This is a genomic window from Bordetella tumbae, from assembly GCF_054780995.1.
Genome location: NZ_BAAGVG010000018.1, coordinates 1047561 through 1069250 on the forward strand (window position 1 = coordinate 1047561; position 21690 = coordinate 1069250).

Below are 21690 nucleotides of genomic sequence, written 5' to 3' on the forward strand. Positions count from 1 at the left end.
GCCTGCCGGAGATATCATGCACGCATCTGATTCTGCATTACCCGGTCCCATGGGGTCGGGCCTTCCGGAAGGGGGCGCTTCGGCCTCCGGTCGCTTGCGGCCACACGAGTATGTGATCAGCGGTTCCAATCCACTGGTGGCTGCTGCGAACCCACTGCTGGACTTGATCCCCCAGATACGTGCGACCACGTCGCACCCGTCGCCAGCCATACTGCGCGAGCATCTGCTCGATGAGATTCGACAGTTCGAGTTGCGTGCACAACAGGCGGGTATTCCTAACGAGACTATTCTCGGAGCACGATATTGCCTGTGCACCGCCTTGGACGAGGCCGCCGCATTGACCCCGTGGGGGGGCAATGGGGTGTGGTCCGCACACAGTTTGCTCGTGACGTTTCACAACGAGACCTGGGGCGGGGAGAAGTTTTTTCAGTTGCTGGCGAAACTCTCGCAGAATCCCGGTCAGCATCTGGACTTGTTGGAACTGCTGTACTTTTGCCTGGCGTTGGGATTTGAGGGGCGCTATCGCGTACTCGATAATGGCCGTTCGCAGCTGGAGACGCTGCGTCAACGCTTGCTGCGGATTCTGCGCGGCGCCCGCGGCGAATATGCGCTGGCCTTGTCGCCGCATTGGCAGGACGTGCCGGCCCAGACGCAATTGCGGCGCTTGCCTGTGCCGTTATGGGTGTTTGGTGCACTGATTGCCGTGTTGGCATTGGCAATTTATTGGGCCTTGGCTTGGAGTCTGAGCCGGCAGTCTGACGTGGTGTTTTCTGCGGTGAATAGTCTGAGACCGCCTACGGTGCAGATCGCACCGACACGCCAGCCGGCGTCTTCTCCGCGTTTGGCCGTGTTTTTGGCGCCCGAGATCAGAGATGACCTGGTGACTGTGCGTGATGAGGTCGATCGCAGTGTGGTCGTGCTGCGCGGCGACGGATTGTTTGAGTCGGGGTCGGCCTCGGTGAGAGATCAGTATTTGCCGGTGCTGTCGCGCGTGGCCGATGCCATGCGTCAAACCGAAGGCAATATTCTGGTGCGTGGATATTCCGACAATGTCCCGATACGCAGTGCGCGCTATCCATCGAACTGGCATTTGTCGCAGGAGCGTGCAGATGCGGTCAAGGATCTGCTGGAGGCCCGATTGAATCAGCCGAACCGCGTGCGGGCAGAGGGCCGTGGCGATGCCGATCCGGTTGCGCCCAACGATACGGCAGCAGGGCGCGCGCGCAATCGTCGCGTTGAGATAACGCTGATGGTGCCGCCGGTGCCGCGAGGGGAAACTGTCGAGGGTACGCGGCAATGATTCATAACGTATTTAGTTTTATCTTTAGCCGAGGGCTGTGGAATTTCTTTGGCCTGGTGGCGATTTCCTTGCTGATCTGGATTGCTGGGCCGCTGTTGGCCATCGGCACGACTCGCCCTCTGGAAAGCGAGATGACCCGCATCATTGTGATTGCGGTGTTGTTCGGGCTCTGGTTGTTGCGCATTATCTGGCGCAAATGGCGCGAGGGCCGATTGAATGCGCAGTTGCTAGGTCAGCTGCGCAAGCCTGCGGCCAAAAAGAAAGTCGAGCCGGAACCCGGTAACCCCGAGATTCGTCAGCTCGAGGAGCGTTTCAACGAGGCCGTGGAGTTATTGCGCAAGACGCGCTTTGAGGGCGACAAAAGGCGATTTTCGTTGTCCCGCTTTTCCAAGCAGCATCTGTATCAGTTGCCTTGGTACGTCATCATCGGTGCGCCGGGGGCAGGAAAGACGACGGCGTTGGTGAACTCGGGCCTGAATTTTCCGCTCGCGGATCGTTTTGGCAAGGTGGCGCTGCGTGGCGTGGGCGGCACACGGAACTGCGATTGGTGGTTTACCGATGATGCGGTGTTGTTGGATACCGCTGGCCGCTACACGACTCACGAAAGCGATGCGACGGGAGACGAAGAGGAATGGAAAGGATTCCTCGGCCTGTTGTCGAAGTATCGCGGCCGTCAACCGATCAACGGGGCCATGTTGACGATCAGCGTGGAGGATTTGCTGGCCGCCTCGGATGCCGAGCGCGCGCAGCATGCCGCAGTGTTGCGCCGTCGTCTGCAGGAGTTGCGTGAACAGCTCGGTATTCAGTTTCCCGTGTATGTGCTGGTCACGAAAGCGGACTTGCTCTCGGGTTTCGAGGAATATTTCGGCTCCTTCAGCCGCGAGGATTTGTCCCAGGTCTGGGGCTTTACCTTGCCGTATACCCGGACGCAGGAAGCCGATTTCGATTTGTACGAGGCATTTCATACTGAGTATCAGTTGCTGCAGCGCCGCTTGCATGATGCGTTGCCTGAAGTGCTGGCTGCCGAGACGGATCCTGCTCGGCGGGCATTGGCCTATATGCTGCCGCAGCAGTTCGCAGGGCTGCAGACGGTGCTCGGACAGTTCCTGAGCGATGTGTTTGCGACGTCGAAATTCGAGGCACGGCTGGTGCCACGCGGGGTGTATTTCACCAGCGGCACACAGGGTGGAGAGACGTTTGACCAAGTAACGGGCTATCTGAAGCGCTACTTGCGTATTGATGGCGGTGCCGCGCAGGCAGCTGCTGTCCCGGAGGAAGACGGACGCAGCTATTTCTTGAAAGGCGTGTTGCAGGACGTGATCTTTCGCGAGGCGGGTCTGGCAGGCCGGAACTTGCGCTGGGAACGCCGCTATCGCCGTCTGCACTGGGCCGGTTATGGCCTGATCACGGTGGTGTTGATTGCCTTGTTGGTCGGATGGGGAATCAGCTATCGCAACAACAAGACGTACGTCGCCGAAGTCGAGCGTCGCGTGCCTACGGTAGAAAAGCTGGGGCGCGACATCAAGATTACGCGTGCGGGGGATGTGCTGGGGTTGATGCCATTTTTGGATAGCCTGTGGTATTTGCCGCGCGATGCGAGTTTTGAGTTGGCCTCGCCGCCGTTGACGTATCAGTTTGGCCTGTATCAAGGCCAGAAAATGCAGTCCGCGGCCCAGGGGGTATATCGAAATACTCTGGAGCAGGTGCTGTTGCCACAAGTGGCACGGCGTGTAGAAAGCGCGTTGCGTACCGCAGCGCCGAATGATCTGGAGTTTTCGTACGAGGCGTTGCGTGCGTATCTGATGCTGTATGAGCCGGATCACTATGATGCAGAGTTCATGCATGCTTGGCTGCTGTCCGATATGCAAAAGACTTTGCCTGAGGGCTATACGCGGCGTCAGTATGATTTGATGTCGTTGCATTTACGCAATCTGGTGCAGGGGCGTGTGTTGTCATCACCGTTCCCGCGTGATGACGAGTTGGTCGCCCAGATGCGTCAGCGGCTGGCGCATTACACACTGGCGCAACGCTCGTATAGCCGTCTGCGCCGATTGCTGTCCAATACGGATCAAGGTCCGGAGCAGACCGCGGTGACGCTGGGCGGGCCTCAGGCCAGCGCCGTGTTTGTACGCAAGAGCGGCAGGCCACTGACGGATGGAATCCCCTCGCTGTATAGCTACGATGGCTATTGGAAGGTCTTCAATCAACGGGTAAACCGGGTGGCCGAGCTGTTGCGTCAGGATGATGCCTGGGTGCTGAATATTGCCCCGCCAGGAGCGTTGGATCAGGCGGCACAGCAGCAGTTGATCGTGGATATCAAGCGGTTGTACATGAACGACTATGTGCAGCAGTGGGATGCCTATTTGAACGATCTGAAGTTGGCGCCCGCAACATCGTTGCTGCAGAATATTCAGATTGCCCGCACGCTGTCCGCGCCGGATTCGCCGTTGGTCAAGCTGGTGCAAGGCGTTGCGCGCGAGACAAATCTATTGCGTGATACCGGTGACGGACGCTCGCTGATGGACCAGGCCCGCGAACGCGTAAGCAGCACCCGCGATGCGTTGGAGCAGATGTTTGGCCCGACAGGACCCAACTCGGCAGTCCGCAGCGATGCCACGGATGAAAAGCTCGAGCGGATTGTGGACCTGCATTTCGAGCCCTATCGCCGCCTGGCCCAGAGTGAAACGCAAGGTGGACCTCCGCTGATTACCGCCACGACGGGTTTGATCAACGATCTGTACACGTATTTGACCGCCGCCGATGCGGCGCTGCGCAGCGCAAGCCCCGCACCCAATTCGGATGTTGTGACCAAGCTGCGTGCCGAGGCCGGGCGATTGCCGGAGCCGATACGTGATGTGCTCAATACGATGTCGGTAAATGCTTCTGGTGAGATCTCGGGGGCGTCGCGCCAGCGTATGGGCGAGACGATGTCGGCGACCATCGGATTATTCTGCCGGCAATCGATCGCGGGACGTTATCCGTTTGCGCGCAGCTCGTCGCGCGATGTGGCGCCGAACGATATGGCACGCTTGTTTGGCCCCAATGGGATGATGGATGAGTTTTTCCAGAAAGAGTTGGCCACACAGATCGATGTGTCGGGCCCGCGGTGGCGCTTTAAACCTGGCATCGACGGTGAAAAAGGCGAGCGTGCGTCGTATCTGGATTCGTTCCAGCGTGCAGGGGTGATCCGCGATGTGTATTTCATGGCGAGCAGCCCGTTACCGTCTTACCGCGTCGCAATTCGTCCGATCGAAATGGATGCGCAGATTACGCAATTCGTGATGGACGTGGATGGCCAGGCCGTGCGCTATGCACATGGTCCGCAGATTGCGACCACGGTGCAATGGCCGGGGGCCAGAGGATCGAATCAGGTGCGCATTGAACTGACGCCGCAAACGGGAGGCGCAGGACTGTCTGCTTCGGGGCCGTGGGCGTTGAACCGTTTATTGGACAAGGCGCAGTTGAGTCGTGGCCCGTCGCCTGAGATTACGATAGCGACGTTTGATATTAATGGCCGCAAGGTCGTGTTGGAGATCACTGCGAGCAGTGCCAAAAGTCCCTTCAATCTCGCCGAGATGCAGGGATTCGCCTGCCCGGGCCGCTAGATGAGACTCGCCATGGACGACGCAAGAGGACAGTTGGGGTGGTACGGCAAGATTCCTGCATCGGGAGATTTTGTCCATCGTCGCTTGCCGCGTGAACTCATTGCCTGGTGGGACCGATGGCTGCAATATGGATTGGCGGCGATGAAGCAGGCGCCCGATGACAGCGCGGCTCGCAGTTTTGCGTCGGCGCCGATCTGGAATTTCGCCATTCCGGCTGGACCGAGCGGCCATGGAGCACAGCTGGGTTGCCTGGCGCCAAGCCGGGACAGAGTGGGGCGCGCCTATCCTTTGTGCGTGATGATGCCGATTGCCGAGAGCGACTATCACAGCAGCATCCTGGATGGTGCGAGCGACTATTACCGCAAAATCGGCGCGAGCATTCTTACCGCAGTGCGTCATGGTTGTGTAACGGAACAGTTCGATCGCGAGTTGCAGACGATCCAGATACCCGGTGTTGTGCAGCCGGTGGCGCGCTCCAGCGGCAGCGATATCATGGATATCTTGAATGCGGGTCTGGAAACGGCGGCAGAGCCGGTGGCGGCGCGCAGTTTGACGGCATGGCCCGATTTGCCTTTTTGCTTTAACCCCAGTTCGCATACCAGCTATTGGTGGACGAATCAGATTGATGGGGCTGCATTACAGACGTATATACACGGCGGGGCATTCAATGCCACGTTATTCACCCGATTGTTTGCCTCGCTGCCCGCATGGCGCTAGCGACGTAGCAGGTGTCTGGAGTCCGGAGTTTGACTGCTCCCTTCCCTAAAGGAAAGGGATTCCCACTTCACCGAACCGAGCCGTTGCACATCATCATTCATGTACTCAGGTCTTACCGTTTCTCCATGGGCTAACACCGCCAGCCCGGCGGCTAATACGTTATGCGCCGCGTTGATGTCGCGGTCGTGGCCGGCGTTGCATTGCCGACAGGACCAATGTCGCACGCTCAATGGCAGCTTTGGTAACACGTGCCCGCACATGTGGCAGCGCTTGCTCGACGGGTACCAGCGATCTACCCGCACGAACTCACGTCCATACCAATGGGCCTTGTATTCGAGCTGTCTCAAAAATTCCGCCCACCCGGCATCGCCGATGGACTTAGCAAGGCAGCGGTTTTTCTGCATGTTGGACACAGACAAGCTTTCTACGGCAATCACTTGGTTCTCGTGGATCAACCGGGTAGAAAGCTGGTGCAGGAAATCTCTGCGAGTGTCTGCGATCTTTGCATGCAGCTTGGCGACTTTCAGTTTGGCCTTGGCACGACGAGCCGATCCCTTCTGCTTCTTCGCCAAGCGGCGCTGTAGCGTAGCTAACTTAACTTCATGCTTACGAAAGATCTGTGGCGCATCGACTTTTTCTCCTGTTGAGAGCACCGCAAAATGAGACAGGCCCAGATCAATCCCGACACAGTTCGGCGTAGGCGCTTTCCGCGCTATAACGTCGTCGCACAGCAGGCTGACAAAGTATCGTCCTGTCGGGTCTTTGCTGACCGTAACGGTGGTGACCTTGGCGGCTTTAGGGATTTGACGGGACCAACGGATGGACAACGCCTCAGTCATCTTCGCCAGCTTGAGAGAACGGCCATCCCATCGAAAGGCACTGGCGGTGTATTCCGCCGATTGCGGGCCATCCTTGCGTTTGAAGCGAGGATATCCCGTTCGCCTGGCAAAGAACCCGGTAAACGCCGTTTGGAGATGGCGCAGTGTCTGCTGCAACGGAACACTGCTGACCTCGTTCAGCCAGACATAGTTCGGCAGCTTTTTCAGCGTCGTCAGCGCAGCAGACGTCGCGTGATATCCCAGCCGCTCTTGCCGCTCAGCCCAGGCTGTCGAACGAAGACTAAGCATGTGGTTGTAGACCACACGAACACAACCAAACGTGCGAGTCAGCGTGATCGCTTGCTCGGGCGTCGGATAGAACCGGAATCGGTAGGCACGTTTGGTTTGCATGCCCGAGATACTATCCACGCCAGACCAGAAAACTGGATATTTATCCAGCAATCAACTCAAATCAGACCAATTCTGCAGCCTTACGGCTGCGCCCCTTACCTCCCCGGCGTGAATGCCGAGGTTTCTCGGAGCAGTGGATGAGTGCGACCACCCCTTTGCCCAAGCGCGATGCGTCTGCGAGCGATGCTCTTGGATTGCGATCTCTGAATGTGATTGCCGCTGCGGCCAACGGCGGCGTTCCTCAGGCGCGGATCCGCAGAGTGTTGGCCGATGTCGCCGAGTTGCTCAAACCATTGCACGCGCAAGGCGGTGTGCATGGTGGCATCGCTATGAGCACGATCGGCTTGGATGCATCGGGCAAGGCTCACTTGTTGATTCCGCCGCTGACGCCCGCTGCCAATGCAGAGAGCGCCGCCCGAATGGATGGTTATGCGGCCTTTGAGCAATACACGGACGATCCGGATTTGCCCTGCGGGCCTTGGACAGATATTTATGCCTTGAGCGCTGTGGCGCATACGATGCTGGTGGGGCAAGCCCCGCCATCTGCACTGGAGCGTTGCGTCAAAGATGTGTCTATTCCCTTGGCGGGTCGTGATATTGGTGTTTACGACCCCGAGTTTCTCGAGGCGGTGGACCGCGGGCTGTCGATGAGGCCGTCCGCTCGGCCAGCGAGTCTCGAGTCGTTTGCCCGTGCATTTGGTTTGGAGCCGGCCGTCTCGGCCGTTGCACCGGTTGCTGCGCCCGCTACAGCGCAAGCGCCGGCTCCTGAGCCAGCTCAGGCGTCTGCGCATGAGCCGGAGCCCGTAGTGCAGACGCAGCCAGAAACGGAGCAGCCTGTCGAGGCCGCTGTCACGTCTGCCGGTCCGCCTCCGATGATGGCTCCGAAGGTAGCGGGAGGGGCCAAGTCGGGACCGCGTGTGCCCTTGCTCGTTCTATTGGGAGTCTTGGCGGCGATCTCGCTGGCGGTCTATATGTGGTTGCGCCCCGATGGCCCGCTGTCGGCTTCGAGCGGACAAAAGCCCGCCGCCAGCGCGGGAACGGAGCCGGCTCCCACGCCGGCTCAACCGGAACCTCCGATTCCGGCGCCACCCGCCTTGTCCGATCTCGGGCGTGGCGGGCGTGCCAATGAGGCGGCCGGGGGGACGGCGACGGCGCCTGGTACATCGCCCGCGGCTAATCCCGACACATCTTCTGCGGTTAACTCAGGTGCTTCGCCCACGACTAATCCGGACGCGCCATCAGCAGCAGACAACGCTAGCGGTGCGGGCGCGCAAACCGGGGCGGCCGATTCGAGCTCGTCCGTGAATGCTGCGGGAACGGGGGCGTCGACCTCCCCATCTGTTGCGCCAGGAGGGGCGATTGCCCCACATGCTTTATCGAGCCCCGACAGTGTTGTGAACCCGGGAGCTGCGTCGAGCACTGAAACTGGGCCCGGTCCTCAAGCGCCGTCCAATGACGGCGCGGCTGCGGGTACGACGGGCGCCGGTGCGGGGGCAGATGGCGCTTCAACATCGCTCCCCGCGACCGGCGCATCCCCCGACACAGCAAACGGGTCAACGGTCACGGACGGTAATCAAGCCCTCGGCCAGGATGCCGACGCAGCCGCACAGGCTAAAGCCGCGGCGGAGGCGAAAGCTGCCGCGGAAGCTAAAGCTGCGGAGCAAGCCAAGGCATCGGCGGCACAGGTTCCGGTGCGGATCAGCGTGCGTCCCTGGGGCGAGGTGATTATTGACGGCCGTTCGCGGGGAATCAGTCCGCCGCTGGGTCAAGTAATGCTGCCGCCGGGGCGGCACCAAGTCACGATTCGCAATCCTGCATCATCCGATTATCAGACGACCATTAACGTCGGCGCAGGCGGTTCGGCAGGTATTTCTCACGTCTTTGAGTGAGGGCGGGTGGGGATGTTGGCGCCTGAGCGGCGCCAACATGGGCTGTGTGGATCTTTCAGGCCAGCGTCCTGATGACGCTAGTTTGAGTCCGCCATTGTTCCCTCGTAATCGGGGATGTCGGCGTCGACGAGCAGATCGGCGGTGAACATATAGCCCCAGCCATGGACGGCTTTGATGGGCAGGCGGACTCGCTGAGCGGCTGCCTTGCGCCGCATGCGGCTGATCATGACGTCGATAAAGCGCCCGCGGCGATCGCTTTCGGAGCCTTCGCCTGTGGCGGTGTCGAGGCTCAGTGCATCGCGGCTGATCCGCTTGTCGGGCTCGTGGGCAAACCGGAGCAGCAAACTGCGTTCGGCTGTGGTCAGGGAAAGCATCTGCCCACTGGGCGCCATCAACGCCCAGCCTTTGCTGGTCAGGCGCCACCCGCCCGACGGCGACGGGGCAGGATCGGTGGCTGGATAGGCAGATTCCTGTACTGTTGCGGGAGGCGTCAGCGCTTGGGCCGACGCCGCGTCTGCCGCAGCGGTGGCCTGCGTCGCATCAGGAACCCGGCGCGTGAGCGCCTGAAACACGGCAGCCAATTCGAGGCCGTTGACGTAGGTGTCCAGACAAGCATCGGCACCGCTCAAGAGCGTGCGTACCCGGGCATCGCTATCGGGAAACTGTGCGAGTGCGACAATCCCGATACCGGGACGCATGACACGCAACTGCGCTGCCGCAATATCGATGATGGCCAACGGACCTGAGAGCACCACTAACGGAATGGCCTGCTGAGACAGGTGCAGATATAGCTCCGAGAGCCCGGAATAACGGTGTACTTGAAATCCCAGGCGCGATAACTCAGTGATCTGCTGTGGATAGGCGGTGTCGTCGCCAGTAAGAAAAAGGACGTCCGGCGATGTGTTCATGATTCCATTCCGAATAGGGCGTCGAGACCCATCAAATAGGTCCGTGCCTAGTCTACCCCGGCGAGGGACTTGTTTATGTTGTGGCTCAGAATGAGCCGTGCGGGATGCACGCGGCAAAACTGAGCTAATGTCCAATTCGCGCGGATCAAGGATAGATCGCCACGCTGTAACAGACGAGATGTGAAGGGCAATCTTGTGTGACGCTGTGTGTCATATGGCGCGATGCGGGCCGAAGTCCGCGTTACAGTTAATGAGTGTACAAATAAGTTGGAGTGCAAAGATGTTCACTTGGTTGCATGTGCGTAATGTGATATTTGCAAGCCTAATTATCGGGACGGCGGGGTGCGCCAGCACGACCGGCCATGCTACGGCAGAGGGGGCTGCGGCCAGCAACGCGGCCACCAGTGCGGATTCGCTGGCCCAGACTGGCTGGGAATTGACCCGCTGGGTTAATTCGACAGGAGATCAACGGGCGATTCCGCATGGTGATAATGGTGAACCTATTCAGTTGGTATTTTTGGCTCAAGGCCAAACGTATCGGGTCAATGGGTTTTCCGGGTGTAATCGCTATATGGGCAATTATCGCTTGCAGGACGGGAAACTGTCGATTTCTGTGCAGGGGACGACACGCATGGCATGTGCGTCTCAGGACCGTGCGCAGTTGGAATCCTCGTATTTGCGCGCGTTGGCGGATATTCGCTCATTTACCCTGGATAGCGGCGGTGCGCCGCGCCATCTGACGTTCAATGTGCGAAATGGGGACGTGTTGGAGTTTGTGCGCAGGCAGGACCCGCCGACACCACGATAATTTACCCGGGTAAAATTTTGAAAGACGTCATTTGCGGCTGACTCGTTTACTATTACGCCGCTCCGCTTATGCCGTTGTTTCTTTTGCCATGTCTTCCGTCGTCAATATCGCTGCTTACAAATTTGTCCCTTTGCAAGATCTTCCTGTCTTGCGGGCCGAGGCGTTGGCGCGGGCCGGGGCGGCCGACCTGAAAGGCACTGTGCTGCTAGCCGAAGAGGGTATCAATCTCTTTTTGGCAGGATCTGCGAGCGGTATTCAGACGTGGCTGCAATGGCTGCAGTCCGATTCCCGCTTTGCCGACCTGGAGGTGAAATTCAGCCATTCGGCGAATGTTCCGTTTCGCAAGATGCTGGTCAAGATCAAGCGCGAGATCATTCGTATGAATCATCCGGCGATCCAACCCCGTGCTGGGCGCGCCCCGGCGGTAGCGCCTACGACCTTGGCCCGTTGGTTGGATCAAGGCGTGGACGACGAAGGGCGGCCGGTAGTGATGCTGGATACCCGCAATGCCTTCGAGGTCGACGAGGGGACTTTTGACGGAGCCATCGACTGGCGCATCGACCGGTTTACGCAGTTTCCCGATGCGGTGCAGGCGAACCGCGATAGTTTGCTTGGCAAGACGGTGGTCAGTTTCTGCACAGGGGGCATTCGCTGCGAAAAGGCCGCCCTGTATATGGCGGAAGCCGGGGTCGAGCATGTTTATCAGCTCGATGGCGGTATTCTGAAATATTTCGAGGACACCGGCGGCAAGGGCTTCCGCGGAAATTGTTTCGTGTTCGACGAACGTATCGCGCTGGATCCTGAGTTGGCGCCGGCCCCTGCATCGGACGATTCAGCCGGGCAGGGCCAATGACGCAGGTGCGGTGCACGGTGTTCTGTCTGACACGGTAATCCATAGAAAATCAGGGGCCGGGTTGCAACGCACTCGGCCCCTGGTTTTTATCCGGTGCGGTGCCCTTTTAACGTACGCGCATGCCTGGCTTGGCGCCAGGCCAGGGCTCCAGGACGTAGATGCCGGCATCGGCCTTGTCATCGGCATGACTGCCGGCCAAGACCATACCCTCGGAGACGCCGAATTTCATCTTGCGCGGCGCCAGGTTGGCGACCATGACGGTGAGCTTGCCGACCAGGTCCTCGGGCTTGTAGGCGGATTTGATGCCGGAAAACACGTTGCGATGACGGCCCTCGCCGACGTCGAGCGTGAGTTGCAGCAGCTTGGTCGACCCTTCGACGTGCTGGCAATCGACGATCTGCGCAATGCGCAGGTCGATCTTGGCAAAGTCGTCGATGGTGATGGTGTCCGCGATGGCTTCGCCGCCCGGCATGGGAGCGGTCGGCTCTGGTGCTGCCGGCGGTTCGAAGAGCTGATCCAGCATGGCGGGATCGACGCGCTGCATCAGGTGCTTGAAGGGCGCCACATGCTGCGGCAGCACGGACGCGTCAGCCCAGGTGTAGGCCTGCTGGGCACCGAACAGCTCGCGTGCGACGCGATCAGTCAAGGCGGGAAGGACCGGCGTCAGCATGACGGACAGTGCCTTGAAACCGGCCAGCGAACGCGAGCAGATATCTTGCAGCGCGGCCTTTTGCGCCGCGTCAGCGGTGCCGATGCCTTTGGCCAAGACCCAGGGCTGGGCCGTGTCGAACGCCTGGTTGATGCTGTCGGCGTAGGCCATGATCTCGCGGATGGCGCGGTTGTATTCCCGGGCCTCGAAGGCGGTACGGATGGACTCTGCCTGGGCAGCGAAACTGGCCGAGAGCGCGTCGGTGTCGCCGGTATAGGCCAACGCGCCGTCAAAGTGTTTGGTGATGAAGTTGGCCGCGCGGCTGGCGATATTGACGTACTTGCCCACCAGGTCGCTGTTGACGCGTGCGATGAAGTCATCGGGGTTGAAATCGATGTCTTCAACCTTGGCGTTGAGCTTGGCCGCGATGTAATAACGCAGCCATTCGGCATTCATGCCGATTTCCAGATAGCGCAGCGGCGAGATGCCCGTGCCCCGGCTCTTGGACATTTTTTCACCGCTGACGGTGATAAAACCGTGCACGTTCAGCGAGTCAGGCGTTTTGCGGCCGGCAAATTTGAGCATGGCCGGCCAGAACAGCGCGTGGAAATAAATGATGTCCTTGCCAATGAAGTGCACCTGCTCGGTGCTGCCTTGCGGATCCAGCAACGCGTCGAAATCCAGTCCTTGTTTGTGGCAATAGGATTTGAGCGACGCCAGGTAGCCCACCGGCGCGTCCAGCCAGACGTAGAAATATTTGCCCGGCGCATCGGGGATTTCGATACCGAAATAGGGGGCATCGCGCGAGATATCCCAATCGCCCAGTTTGGCCTCGCCGTCGTTGCCACCCAGCCATTCGCGGGTCTTGGCCTGGACCTCGGGTTGCAGGTGCTTCAGGCCAATGGCGTTGGTGCCGGTCGTCCAGTTTTGCAGAAACTCGACGCAGCGCGGATCGGACAGCTTAAAGAAAAAGTGTTCGGATGATTTCAGGACCGGCGTGGCGCCGGTCAGAGCCGAGTAGGGGTTGATCAGCTCGGTCGGGGCATAGACGGCGCCACAGACTTCGCAAGAGTCACCGTATTGGTCCTTGGCATGGCACTTGGGGCATTCGCCCTTGATGTAGCGGTCAGCCAGGAACATGCCTTTGACCGGGTCATAGAACTGCTCGATGGCGCGCGTTTCGATCAGGCCCTGGGCCTTGAGTGCGCGATAGATGTCGTGCGACAAGGCGACGTTTTCGTCCGAGTCGGTCGAATGCCAGTGATCGAAACGGATATGGAAACCGTCCAGGTAGCGAGGGCGCTCGGCGGCATAGCGAGCCACCAGATCGCGCGGCGAGATCCCTTCTTTTTCGGCCTTGAGCATGATGGGCGCGCCATGCGCGTCGTCCGCCCCCACGAAGTGCACGGTGTGACCGGCCATACGCATCGAGCGAACCCAGATGTCGGCCTGGATGTATTCCATGATGTGGCCGATATGGAAAGATCCGTTGGCATAGGGAAGCGCGGTCGTGACGAACAGAGTGCGAGACATATCGTGGATGACGGTTTGAGGACTAGAGTGGGGCTATTTTACCGGCCCTGCCGGGCTCGTGTGGCAGGGGTAAAAAAAGCCCCCACGCCGCGCCTTCGGCTTGCTGCCCCCCGAGGGGGCTGTTTTTATCTTGGGACGGCCCGGCGATAAAAAAGCCCCCACGCCGCGCCTTCGGCTTGCTGTCCCCGAGGGGGCCGTTTTTATCTTGGGACGGCCCGGCGATAAAAAAACGATGCCCCCGCTCTGGCTCGTGCCAGAACAGGGGCTGGGTGATCGGTGCGCCGGATACAGCGATCTGTGACGCGTCCGGGGGACGCGCGCTGCACCAGGGACTCGGCACATCGTCGATCGTGCCGGGTCGGTGGCGGGAATTAGTGGATTTCTCGGGCCTCGACGTCGATGACCTCGCCGCGCGGCGTCGCAAAAGGCGACGCGGAGCGAGGGGGCGACGATGCGGTCTGGCCACCGGGCCGGAAAGCGTTCGGGCGGCCGTTTGCGCGCTGGCTCCAGTAGGCGCGTACGCCGAAGGGCTTGCCGCGGACCTTGGCGACGAGATACAGGATACCGATTGCGATGGCGGTCGATATCATGAAGGCCAGCGCCATGGCCATGCCGAACAAGGCCAGCACGGCGAACGCTACAGCACGAAGAAATCGGGAAATTGTGTCGATCATGATCATCCGATGCAAAACAGGAGAAAAGGTTCCCGTGTATCCGCTATCCTTGCGGGTAGCGGCGAGCGCAAAGCTCTCCTGCCTATGGAATTAGAGTAATGAGTATAACGATAGCGCAAGTTCGCGAGGTGTTGCGAGCAGTTACAGATTCGGCAGACCCCACCGACGCGGCGGCGGGGCAGGCGTTAGCGACATTTGTAAGGGACAGTGACATTCAAGTGGCCGGCGAATCGGTGTCGCTCACGCTGACGCTGGGATATCCCGCTGCGTATGCCGCCGCTCGCATCGAGCAGGCCGCTCGGCAGGCTTTGATCGAGGCGGGCGCGAAGCAGGCGCAGGTGTCCGTGAATTGGGCCGTCAAGCCGCACGCCGTGCAGCGTGGCCTGAAGCCGCTGCCCAATGTGCGTAACATCATCGCGGTAGCCTCGGGCAAAGGCGGCGTCGGCAAAAGTACGACAGCGGTCAATCTGGCGCTGGCATTGGCTGCTGATGGCGCGCGGGTGGGAATGCTCGACGCAGACATTTATGGCCCCAGCGTGCCGACCATGCTGGGGATTTCGGGCCGCCCCGCCAGCCATGACAACAAGACGATGGAGCCGCTGGAGGGCCATGGCCTGCAGGCGAATTCGATCGGGTTTTTGATTGATGCCGACGCTCCTGCGATCTGGCGAGGCGCGATGGTGACTCGAGCTTTTGAGCAGATGCTGCGCCAGACAAACTGGGGCGATCTGGATTATTTGATTATCGATATGCCGCCAGGTACGGGTGATTTGGCCCTGACCCTGGCTCAAAAGGTGCCTGTCGTGGGTGCGGTGATTGTGACGACGCCGCAGGATCTGGCGTTGCAGGATGCCCGTAAGGGGTTGCGTATGTTCCAGAAGGTCGATGTCCCGATTTTGGGGATTGTGGAAAACATGGCTGTGCATATTTGCACGCAATGCGGCCATGCCGAACATATTTTCGGCGAGGGCGGCGGCCAGCGCATGGCACAGCAGTACGAGACGCCTTGGCTGGGAAGCTTGCCGTTGACGATGCGCATCCGCGAGCAAACGGATTCGGGCCGGCCCACGATGGTGTCGGATCCAGAGAGCGAAGCGGCCCGGCATTACCGCGATATCGCGCGTAAATTGGCCAGAGCGGTTGCGGCGTTGCCGCGTGACATGGCGGGCAAATTGCCTTCTATCGTCGTTCAGCCGCCGACCTGACGTATGCGGGTCGGGGTTGCACTGTTATTCGTAGGCCTGCTGGGCGTGATGGGCAGCGCTCGCGCGCAAGGGCCCGAGGTCATTATTGATTCAGGGGGCGTACCGCCGGCGGCGTTGACTTCCATTACCGAGGCCGTTGCCGCGATCACGCGTCTGGCCGAGGACCAGGACGGTGGCGAGATCAACCGGTTGCGGCGTCGCGCGCGCGATGCTGCGTTGGCCGCACTGGCCACGCAGGGATATTTCACACCTAATGTCACGCTCGAGGTCGGAAAGGATGTTGGTGGTGAGACCTGGGATATCACGATTGAGCCCGGCAAGCGGGCCACGGTGGCTGCGGTCGATCTGAAATTCACCGGGCGCGTGACTCGCCCTGAGTACGCGACGCGCATCGAAGAACTACGCAAGAGTTGGTCCTTGGCGGTCGGGCAGCCCTTTATTAATGGTGATTGGAACAAGGCCAAGGCGGACCTGTTGGATGCGGTGTCGTCGCGCGATTTCATGCTGGCCTATATGACGGCATCGGAGGCGGCAGTGCACGCCGAGACTGCAGAGGTCTACCTGGCGGTCACCATCGATAGCGGGCCGCTGGTGCGCATGGGGCAGCTCAAGACCCAGGGTTTCAAGCGCGTGCCTGATTCATTGGCGCGCCGTTATGTGCGCTACGACGAAGGCGAGCCCTATAGTCAGGACAAGCTCAATGATTGGCAGCAGGATCTGCAGGCTACGTCGTTTTTCCGAGGGGCTTTTGTGACCTTGGGGTCAACGTCGTCCGACGAGCAGTCGCGGTCTTCGGGAGCGGGCGACCTGGCGGCGGCGACGCCGGGCGGTGATCCGGCTGTGTCGGGTGGCCCGACAGCGGCGCCTGCACCCTCTCGCGATTCCGACGGGGTCGTTACCTTGCCGGTCGATGTGCGCGTGGTCGAAGGGCCCGCACGCCGCTTGAGCGCTGCCATTGGCGTGGACGACGATGTGGGCGTGCGTGGTGAAGTGACGTATCAGCAGAATGTGGTGTTCGGTCTGCCCGTGACCCTGGAGAGCGGGATCAGCCTGGACCAGAAGGAGCAGCGCGCCTATGCCGATTTTCATTTGCCGCCCGATGAAAAAGGTCAAAAAGATTCCGTCGGTGTATTGGCCAGCCATTCGGATATTCAAGGGCTGGACGTCCGCCGTGTTGCCCTGGGGGCGACGCGGCTGCGCGAACGCAAAGGCGCGGGCGATAGCCGGGTTGAATACGAAAACCGTTGGGGCGTGCTGTTGGCCTATGACAAGGTCAAAATCGATGGCGGCGACGAGTATGACTTACCGACGGCAACGCTGACCTCGGAATGGCTGCGGCGCGATGTCGATAGCAAATATGATCCGCGCGAAGGCAATTTGATTGCACTCGGCGGCGGGGTTGGGGTGGTGCTGGATACCGGCAAGCCGTTTTTCCGTGCCCGCTTGCGTGGCCAGAAATGGTGGCCGATTGGCGAGCGTGATGTCTTGACGCTGCGGGGCGAGGTTGGCCGCGTTTGGTCCGATTCACAGACCCGGGTACCGGATGATTTCGGGTTCCGTACTGGCGGCGCCCGTACGATCCGGGGTTATCGCTACCAGAGTATCGGGGTGGAGCAAGACGACGCGGTGGTGGGGGCGCCTACGTTGGCCGTCGCGAGTATTGAATACGATCATTACTTTGACGAGCGGTGGGGGATGGGCGTCTTTGTCGATGCCGGCGATGCCGCCGAGTCGTTCGGCGAGATGGAAATGCATGTGGGGTACGGGGCAGGACTGCGGGTGCGCACGCCGGCTGGCCCTATCTTTCTGGATCTGGCGTACGGTCAAAAAGAGCGTGACCTGCGGCTGCACTTTTCGTTGGGGATCGCGTTTTGAAGGGCCTGCGAGCGCTGTTACGTCACCTCTTGGTGTGGTGGTTGCCGCTGCCGATTGCGTTGGTGGTGTTGCTGTGCGGCTTTGCATTGTGGCTGACAGGAACGCAATCGGGAACGCGCATGTTGCTGGGCGCGGTGGCGCAGCAGTTTGATGGGCGGGCAGAGAACGTCAACGGTACGATCCTCGGCAAATTGCAGGTCGGGCGCCTGCAGTTGGCGTTCCCGGGGACGGCTGTCGATTTGGCGGATCTGCGTCTGGATATACGCTGGAGCGCCCTGGGGCAGCGTTTGGTGCACGTACAGGAGTTGTCCGCGGGCAGCGTACAGGTGGCTTTGACGACGACGCCGGATGAGCCTGAGCCACCGGCAGTCGACGAGCCTTTCGTCATGCCGGAACTGCCCGTGAAAGTGCAGGTTGACCGATTTGCCGTGGGCGGCCTGGACGTGACGATGGACGGCGAGCCCTTGCCTGTCGCGGTGAGTGATTTTGCCGTCAGCCTGGGGGCGGATCAAAAGGGCGCCAGCTTGAACCTGCATAGCTTGCATGTGGCGCACGACCAGGTGCTGGCTGACATGCAGGGCAAGGTCGAGTTGTTGGGCATGGCGCAGCCATGGCCTTTGCAGGCAGCGCTGGATATCCAGGCCCAGGGAAGAAGCGCCGATTCCCCGCTATGTGCCAGCCAGATGCTGGCTGCGAAATCCGATAAGGCCGCAGGGACGAAAGCGGCGGCCGCTAAGGGCGCTACGTCGAAGTCGCCAGCATCGAAAGCCGAAGCATCGAAGGCATCTGCTTCAAAGACAACTGCCTCGAAAGCCGCGGCATCGCAGGACGCTGAGCAGAAAACCGCAGACTCGACGGAAACATCAACGGCGACGTCCCCCGCTGCATCGACCGTCACTTGCGCGGCCACGGTCCAGGTTCAGGCTGAGGGCTCGCTGCAGCAGATGGATGTGCGGCTGGATGGCGCGACCGCCGATGGCGCGTTGAAATTGTTGGCGCAGGCTGGCCTGGAGTTTGAACAGCCGTTTCCATTGCGTACGGCCAATGTGAATATGCGCTTGGCAGATCAGTCAGGCATCGTCGTGACGCTGGATCGTCAACCTTTACCGTTACAGTCCGGTGTCGATCGGGTCGTGGCGACGTTGGATGCCGAGCGGTTGAATGTCGGCGATTTTGTCGGGGATGTGATCCCGCCCGCGTTGTTGAGCGCGCGCATGGCTGTCGATGCACAGGTCGAAAATGTCTATGATTTGAAACACGCCTATGTGCAGGCCACGATTTCCAAGGATAGCCGCTGGAATAAGCAAGTGTTGGCCGGAAGTCTGACGGGCCGCATTGATGCGCTGCCAGTTGCGGAATCTGAGGCAACATCTGGATCGACATCGACATCGACATCGACATCGACGCCAGTGTCCGGGACGCCTGCCGCGCATTCCGACGATCCCCTGGCCGGCTTTGAACTTCGTGATCTGCTGCTCGATCTCATCGTAGGCCCGAATCGCGTGAAGGCCCAGGGTGGACTGAGTCGGGGCGAGGGCACGTTGACGTTGGACGCCAATACCCCACGGCTGGATGCTTTCTGGCCGGATCTGCCCGGTGGCGCATCGCTGAAAGCCAAACTGGCCGGACGGCTGGATCAGCATCAGGGGCAGCTTTCGGCCCGCTATACGCCGGGGGATTCCCGCGCCGATACATTGGGCCGCGCACCGATGCAGGCCGACCTCGCTTTTAGCGGCGGTTGGGGGCCGGGCCGTCCCGCAAATGCTTCGCGAGCTGCAACTGCTGAGCAGGAAAAGGCTTCGTCCGGCGCGACGGAAAACGGCGCTGCGGGCCTTGTCGGTTGGCGCGGCAAGATAGAACGCTTGACGGCTGGATCGATGAACTTCGCGGCGGCGTTGCAGCCCGTGATGTTGTCGTTCCTGCCTGAGGCCAAGGCCCCTCACTGGCAGTGGGACGTGGGGGCGACGCAATTGACCCTGACCCTGCCCGACAAACAACGTGCCGTGCTTTCGCACCAGGGATCACGCGGCGGCCAAGGGCGGTGGCAGACGGCCGGCCGTGCGGATAATCTCGTTGTTACCGCGTCGATGTTGCGCCAGATCATGCGGGCGCTGGATCCTGCCGCAGCCGAAGCTCGTCAACAGCGTGTCAATGCGCGCCCATCCGAGGGACAGCGCCGCATTGCGCTGGATGCTGCTTGGGATCTGAAATTTGCAGGCGCACTGTCGGGCACCGCACGTGTCGCGCGCCGTGACGGGGATTTACGCATTCCCGGGGATCCTCCGATTCCTCTGGGGCTGACCAATCTCGCGATCGACGTCAAAGCGACGCCGACGGGCGGCAACGCCAGCCGTCTGGATGCGACGCTGGATGTGCGTACTCAGAAAATGGGCACGGTGGCCGGTTCAGCCTCGGCGGTGCTCGTGAGCGGCACGGGCGGCGCAATGGGCCTGGATGCCAAACGTCCGATACGCGTCAATCTCGATGCAGACATTGCCGATCTGACGTGGGTAGACCTGTTTGTCGGCGACACGATGGAAGTGCGCGGCAAGGTCCAGGCCAAGATCGACGCGCAAGGCACGCTGAATGGCAAGTGGAGTACGGCGGGCACGATTCAGGGCCAGGCGCTGCGTATTGTCCGCATCGATGATGGGGTTCGCCTCATTGACGGCACATTGAACGCGCATCTCGATGGCACGCGCCTCGTGTTGGACTCGTTGAAATTCCCGGCCTCGCTGCGGGTGTTGCCGGATGAGTGGCGCACGAAGGAATGGGTGACTGAGAGTCCCGACGCCAAGAACGGCTACGCCGAGGCCTCAGGGCAGTGGGATTTGCAAACGATGCAAGGCGCGATTCGCCTGAAGCTGCATCGATTCCCCGCGTTGCAACGTTCTGACCGCTACGCCATGGTGTCGGGGACGGTCGATGTTGATGCGCAATTGCCCCGGTTGGCGATTACCGGCGATCTGACCGCGGACGCGGGCTGGTTCAGCCTGGAGATCCTGCAGGGCGTTCCGAGCCTGGATGACGATGTTCATGTCATTAAAGTCGGCGAGACGGATCAGCCTGCCGATTCGCCGATGCAGATGTCCATGACGCTGAAATTCGACATGGGGCCGCGTTTCTACATTACCGGCATGGGGCTGGATGCGGGATTGTTGGGTTCGATTCAGATTCACATGGCCGACGGCCGGCTGACGGGGATCGGGGCGTTGCGCACACGAGGCGGCGGTATCGAGGCATACGGACAGAAATTGCGCCTGCGGCGCGGTACCCTCACGTTCCAGGGGCGATTGGATAATCCATTGCTCGATATCGAGGCGCTGCGTACTGGCGATCAGGTCGAGGCCGGCGTCAAGGTAGGCGGAACGGCGCAGCGTCCGAGGATCGATCTGGTGTCGTATCCGGATGTCAGCGATGTTGAGAAACTGTCATGGCTGGTGCTGGGCCGTGGTCCGGACGAGAGCGGTAATGACGCTGCCCTGATGTTGTCGGTCGGTGCGGCGCTGCTGGGCGGTGGGCAGCCGTTTTACAAGCAGTTTGGACTGGACGATGTGAGTATCCGCTCTGGCGCCATCGGCAGCTCGGGGAGTCTGCTACCCGACCGTACCGTTGCCAGTGGGGTCAACGCAGACAGTGATAGCGATTTGGCGACGCAATTCCTGGTCGCGAGCAAACACTTTGCCAATGGGATCACGCTGAGCGTCGAACAGGCGATGGCGGGCTCGGAAACGGTGGGGCGCGCCAGTTATGAACTGTCCCGCCGCTGGTCGCTGGACCTGAAGGGCGGGGCGGTCAACGGGCTGGCATTGGTGTACCGGACGTTCTTTGCCGATTGAGGCGATAAAATACCTGTTAACCAACCTGAGCAAGTTATTACCATGAGCATTAAAAGCGACCGCTGGATCCGACGCGCGGCCGAGGCCGGCATGATCGAACCTTACGAGCCAGGCCAGGTTCGCACGGCCAATGGCGGCCGTATTGTGAGCTATGGCACCAGCAGCTATGGCTACGACGTGCGCTGCGCCAACGAATTCAAGATCTTTACCAACATCAACTCCACCATCGTCGACCCCAAAAATTTCGACGAAAAGTCCTTTGTGGATTTCACGGGCGATGTGTGCATCATTCCGCCCAATTCGTTCGCCCTGGCGCGTACGGTGGAGTTTTTCCGCATTCCACGCAGCGTGCTGACCATTTGCCTGGGCAAGAGCACGTATGCCCGCTGCGGGATCATCGTCAACGTCACGCCGCTCGAGCCCGAATGGGAAGGTCACGTCACGCTCGAGTTTTCCAACACCACGCCGCTGCCTGCCAAGATCTACGCTGGTGAAGGCTGCGCGCAGATGCTGTTCCTGGAAAGCGACGAGGTCTGCGAGACGTCCTACCGTGACCGTGGCGGCAAATACCAGGGGCAACGTGGGGTCACCTTGCCGCGCACTTGA

At 60.5% G+C, this 21690-nt stretch carries 14 protein-coding genes; 10 read left to right on the forward strand and 4 right to left on the reverse strand.

From position 1 onward, the window contains the following. The first annotated feature begins 16 nt into the window (after window positions 1–16). Genes ACYVI2_RS19755 through tagF form a run of 3 tightly spaced genes read left to right on the forward strand, consistent with a single transcriptional unit; the run spans window position 17 to window position 5622 of the window. Window positions 17–1300, forward strand: coding sequence for a DotU family type VI secretion system protein (locus tag ACYVI2_RS19755; protein WP_415818336.1), 1284 nt, complete (start codon window positions 17–19; stop codon window positions 1298–1300). Next, window positions 1297–4905 carry a type VI secretion system membrane subunit TssM gene (gene tssM, locus ACYVI2_RS19760; RefSeq protein ID WP_415818334.1) on the forward strand — a complete coding sequence of 1203 codons (3609 nt, stop codon included), beginning with the start codon at window positions 1297–1299 and terminating at the stop codon, window positions 4903–4905. The genes ACYVI2_RS19755 and tssM overlap by 4 nt, the downstream gene beginning before the upstream one ends. Window positions 4906–4917: 12 nt before the next feature. Further along, window positions 4918–5622 (forward strand): type VI secretion system-associated protein TagF, encoded by a 705-nt coding sequence (gene tagF, locus ACYVI2_RS19765; RefSeq protein ID WP_415818332.1) that lies wholly within the window; start codon window positions 4918–4920, stop codon window positions 5620–5622. Here tagF and ACYVI2_RS19770 read toward each other — a convergent pair. Next, entirely contained in the window at window positions 5619–6902 is a 1284-nt protein-coding gene (locus tag ACYVI2_RS19770; RefSeq protein WP_415818330.1) for an RNA-guided endonuclease TnpB family protein, read from the reverse strand. The two genes, tagF and ACYVI2_RS19770, sit on opposite strands and share 4 nt — an antisense overlap. An 86-nt stretch (window positions 6903–6988) precedes the next feature. Here ACYVI2_RS19770 and ACYVI2_RS19775 point away from each other — a divergent pair, with 86 nt between their 5' ends. Then, entirely contained in the window at window positions 6989–8740 is a 1752-nt protein-coding gene (locus tag ACYVI2_RS19775) for a hypothetical protein (protein ID WP_460490338.1), read from the forward strand. A gap of 77 nt (window positions 8741–8817) precedes the next feature. Here the strand turns inward: ACYVI2_RS19775 and ACYVI2_RS19780 are convergent, their stop codons facing one another. Beyond that, window positions 8818–9648 carry a winged helix-turn-helix domain-containing protein gene (locus ACYVI2_RS19780; RefSeq protein WP_415818326.1) on the reverse strand — a complete coding sequence of 277 codons (831 nt, stop codon included), beginning with the start codon at window positions 9646–9648 and terminating at the stop codon, window positions 8818–8820. A 280-nt stretch (window positions 9649–9928) separates the two neighbouring features. Between ACYVI2_RS19780 and ACYVI2_RS19785 the strand changes: the two genes are divergently transcribed. Both ACYVI2_RS19785 and ACYVI2_RS19790 read left to right on the forward strand, forming a co-directional pair. After that, window positions 9929–10456, forward strand: coding sequence for an META domain-containing protein (locus ACYVI2_RS19785; RefSeq protein WP_415818324.1), 528 nt, complete (start codon window positions 9929–9931; stop codon window positions 10454–10456). Window positions 10457–10544: 88 nt separating this feature from the next. Continuing rightward, on the forward strand, window positions 10545–11309 hold the full coding sequence (locus tag ACYVI2_RS19790; RefSeq protein ID WP_415818322.1) for a sulfurtransferase: 765 nt from the start codon (window positions 10545–10547) through the stop codon (window positions 11307–11309). A 106-nt stretch (window positions 11310–11415) separates the two neighbouring features. On the opposite strand, the gene metG is transcribed toward ACYVI2_RS19790, so the two are convergent. Together metG and ACYVI2_RS19800 are read right to left on the reverse strand one after the other, a co-directional pair. Further along, window positions 11416–13491: a methionine--tRNA ligase gene (gene metG, locus ACYVI2_RS19795; RefSeq protein WP_415818320.1), complete on the reverse strand. Its 2076-nt coding sequence runs from the start codon at window positions 13489–13491 to the stop codon at window positions 11416–11418. 371 nt (window positions 13492–13862) lie between these two features. After that, entirely contained in the window at window positions 13863–14165 is a 303-nt protein-coding gene (locus tag ACYVI2_RS19800) for a hypothetical protein (RefSeq protein WP_415818318.1), read from the reverse strand. Between the two features lie 98 nt (window positions 14166–14263). Between ACYVI2_RS19800 and apbC the strand changes: the two genes are divergently transcribed. From apbC to dcd, 4 genes are read left to right on the forward strand one after another with little or no spacing between them, the layout of a single operon-like run. Then, complete coding sequence (gene apbC / locus ACYVI2_RS19805) at window positions 14264–15370, forward strand: iron-sulfur cluster carrier protein ApbC (RefSeq protein WP_415818316.1); 1107 nt, start codon at window positions 14264–14266, stop codon at window positions 15368–15370. 3 nt (window positions 15371–15373) lie between these two features. Next, on the forward strand, window positions 15374–17245 hold the full coding sequence (locus tag ACYVI2_RS19810; RefSeq protein ID WP_415818314.1) for an autotransporter assembly complex protein TamA: 1872 nt from the start codon (window positions 15374–15376) through the stop codon (window positions 17243–17245). Then, the gene (locus ACYVI2_RS19815; protein WP_415818312.1) at window positions 17242–21084 is read left to right on the forward strand and encodes a translocation/assembly module TamB domain-containing protein; all 3843 of its coding nucleotides are present in this window, start codon (window positions 17242–17244) and stop codon (window positions 21082–21084) included. Before ACYVI2_RS19810 ends, ACYVI2_RS19815 begins: the two co-directional genes overlap by 4 nt. A 42-nt stretch (window positions 21085–21126) precedes the next feature. After that, the gene (gene dcd / locus ACYVI2_RS19820; protein ID WP_415804027.1) at window positions 21127–21690 is read left to right on the forward strand and encodes a dCTP deaminase; all 564 of its coding nucleotides are present in this window, start codon (window positions 21127–21129) and stop codon (window positions 21688–21690) included.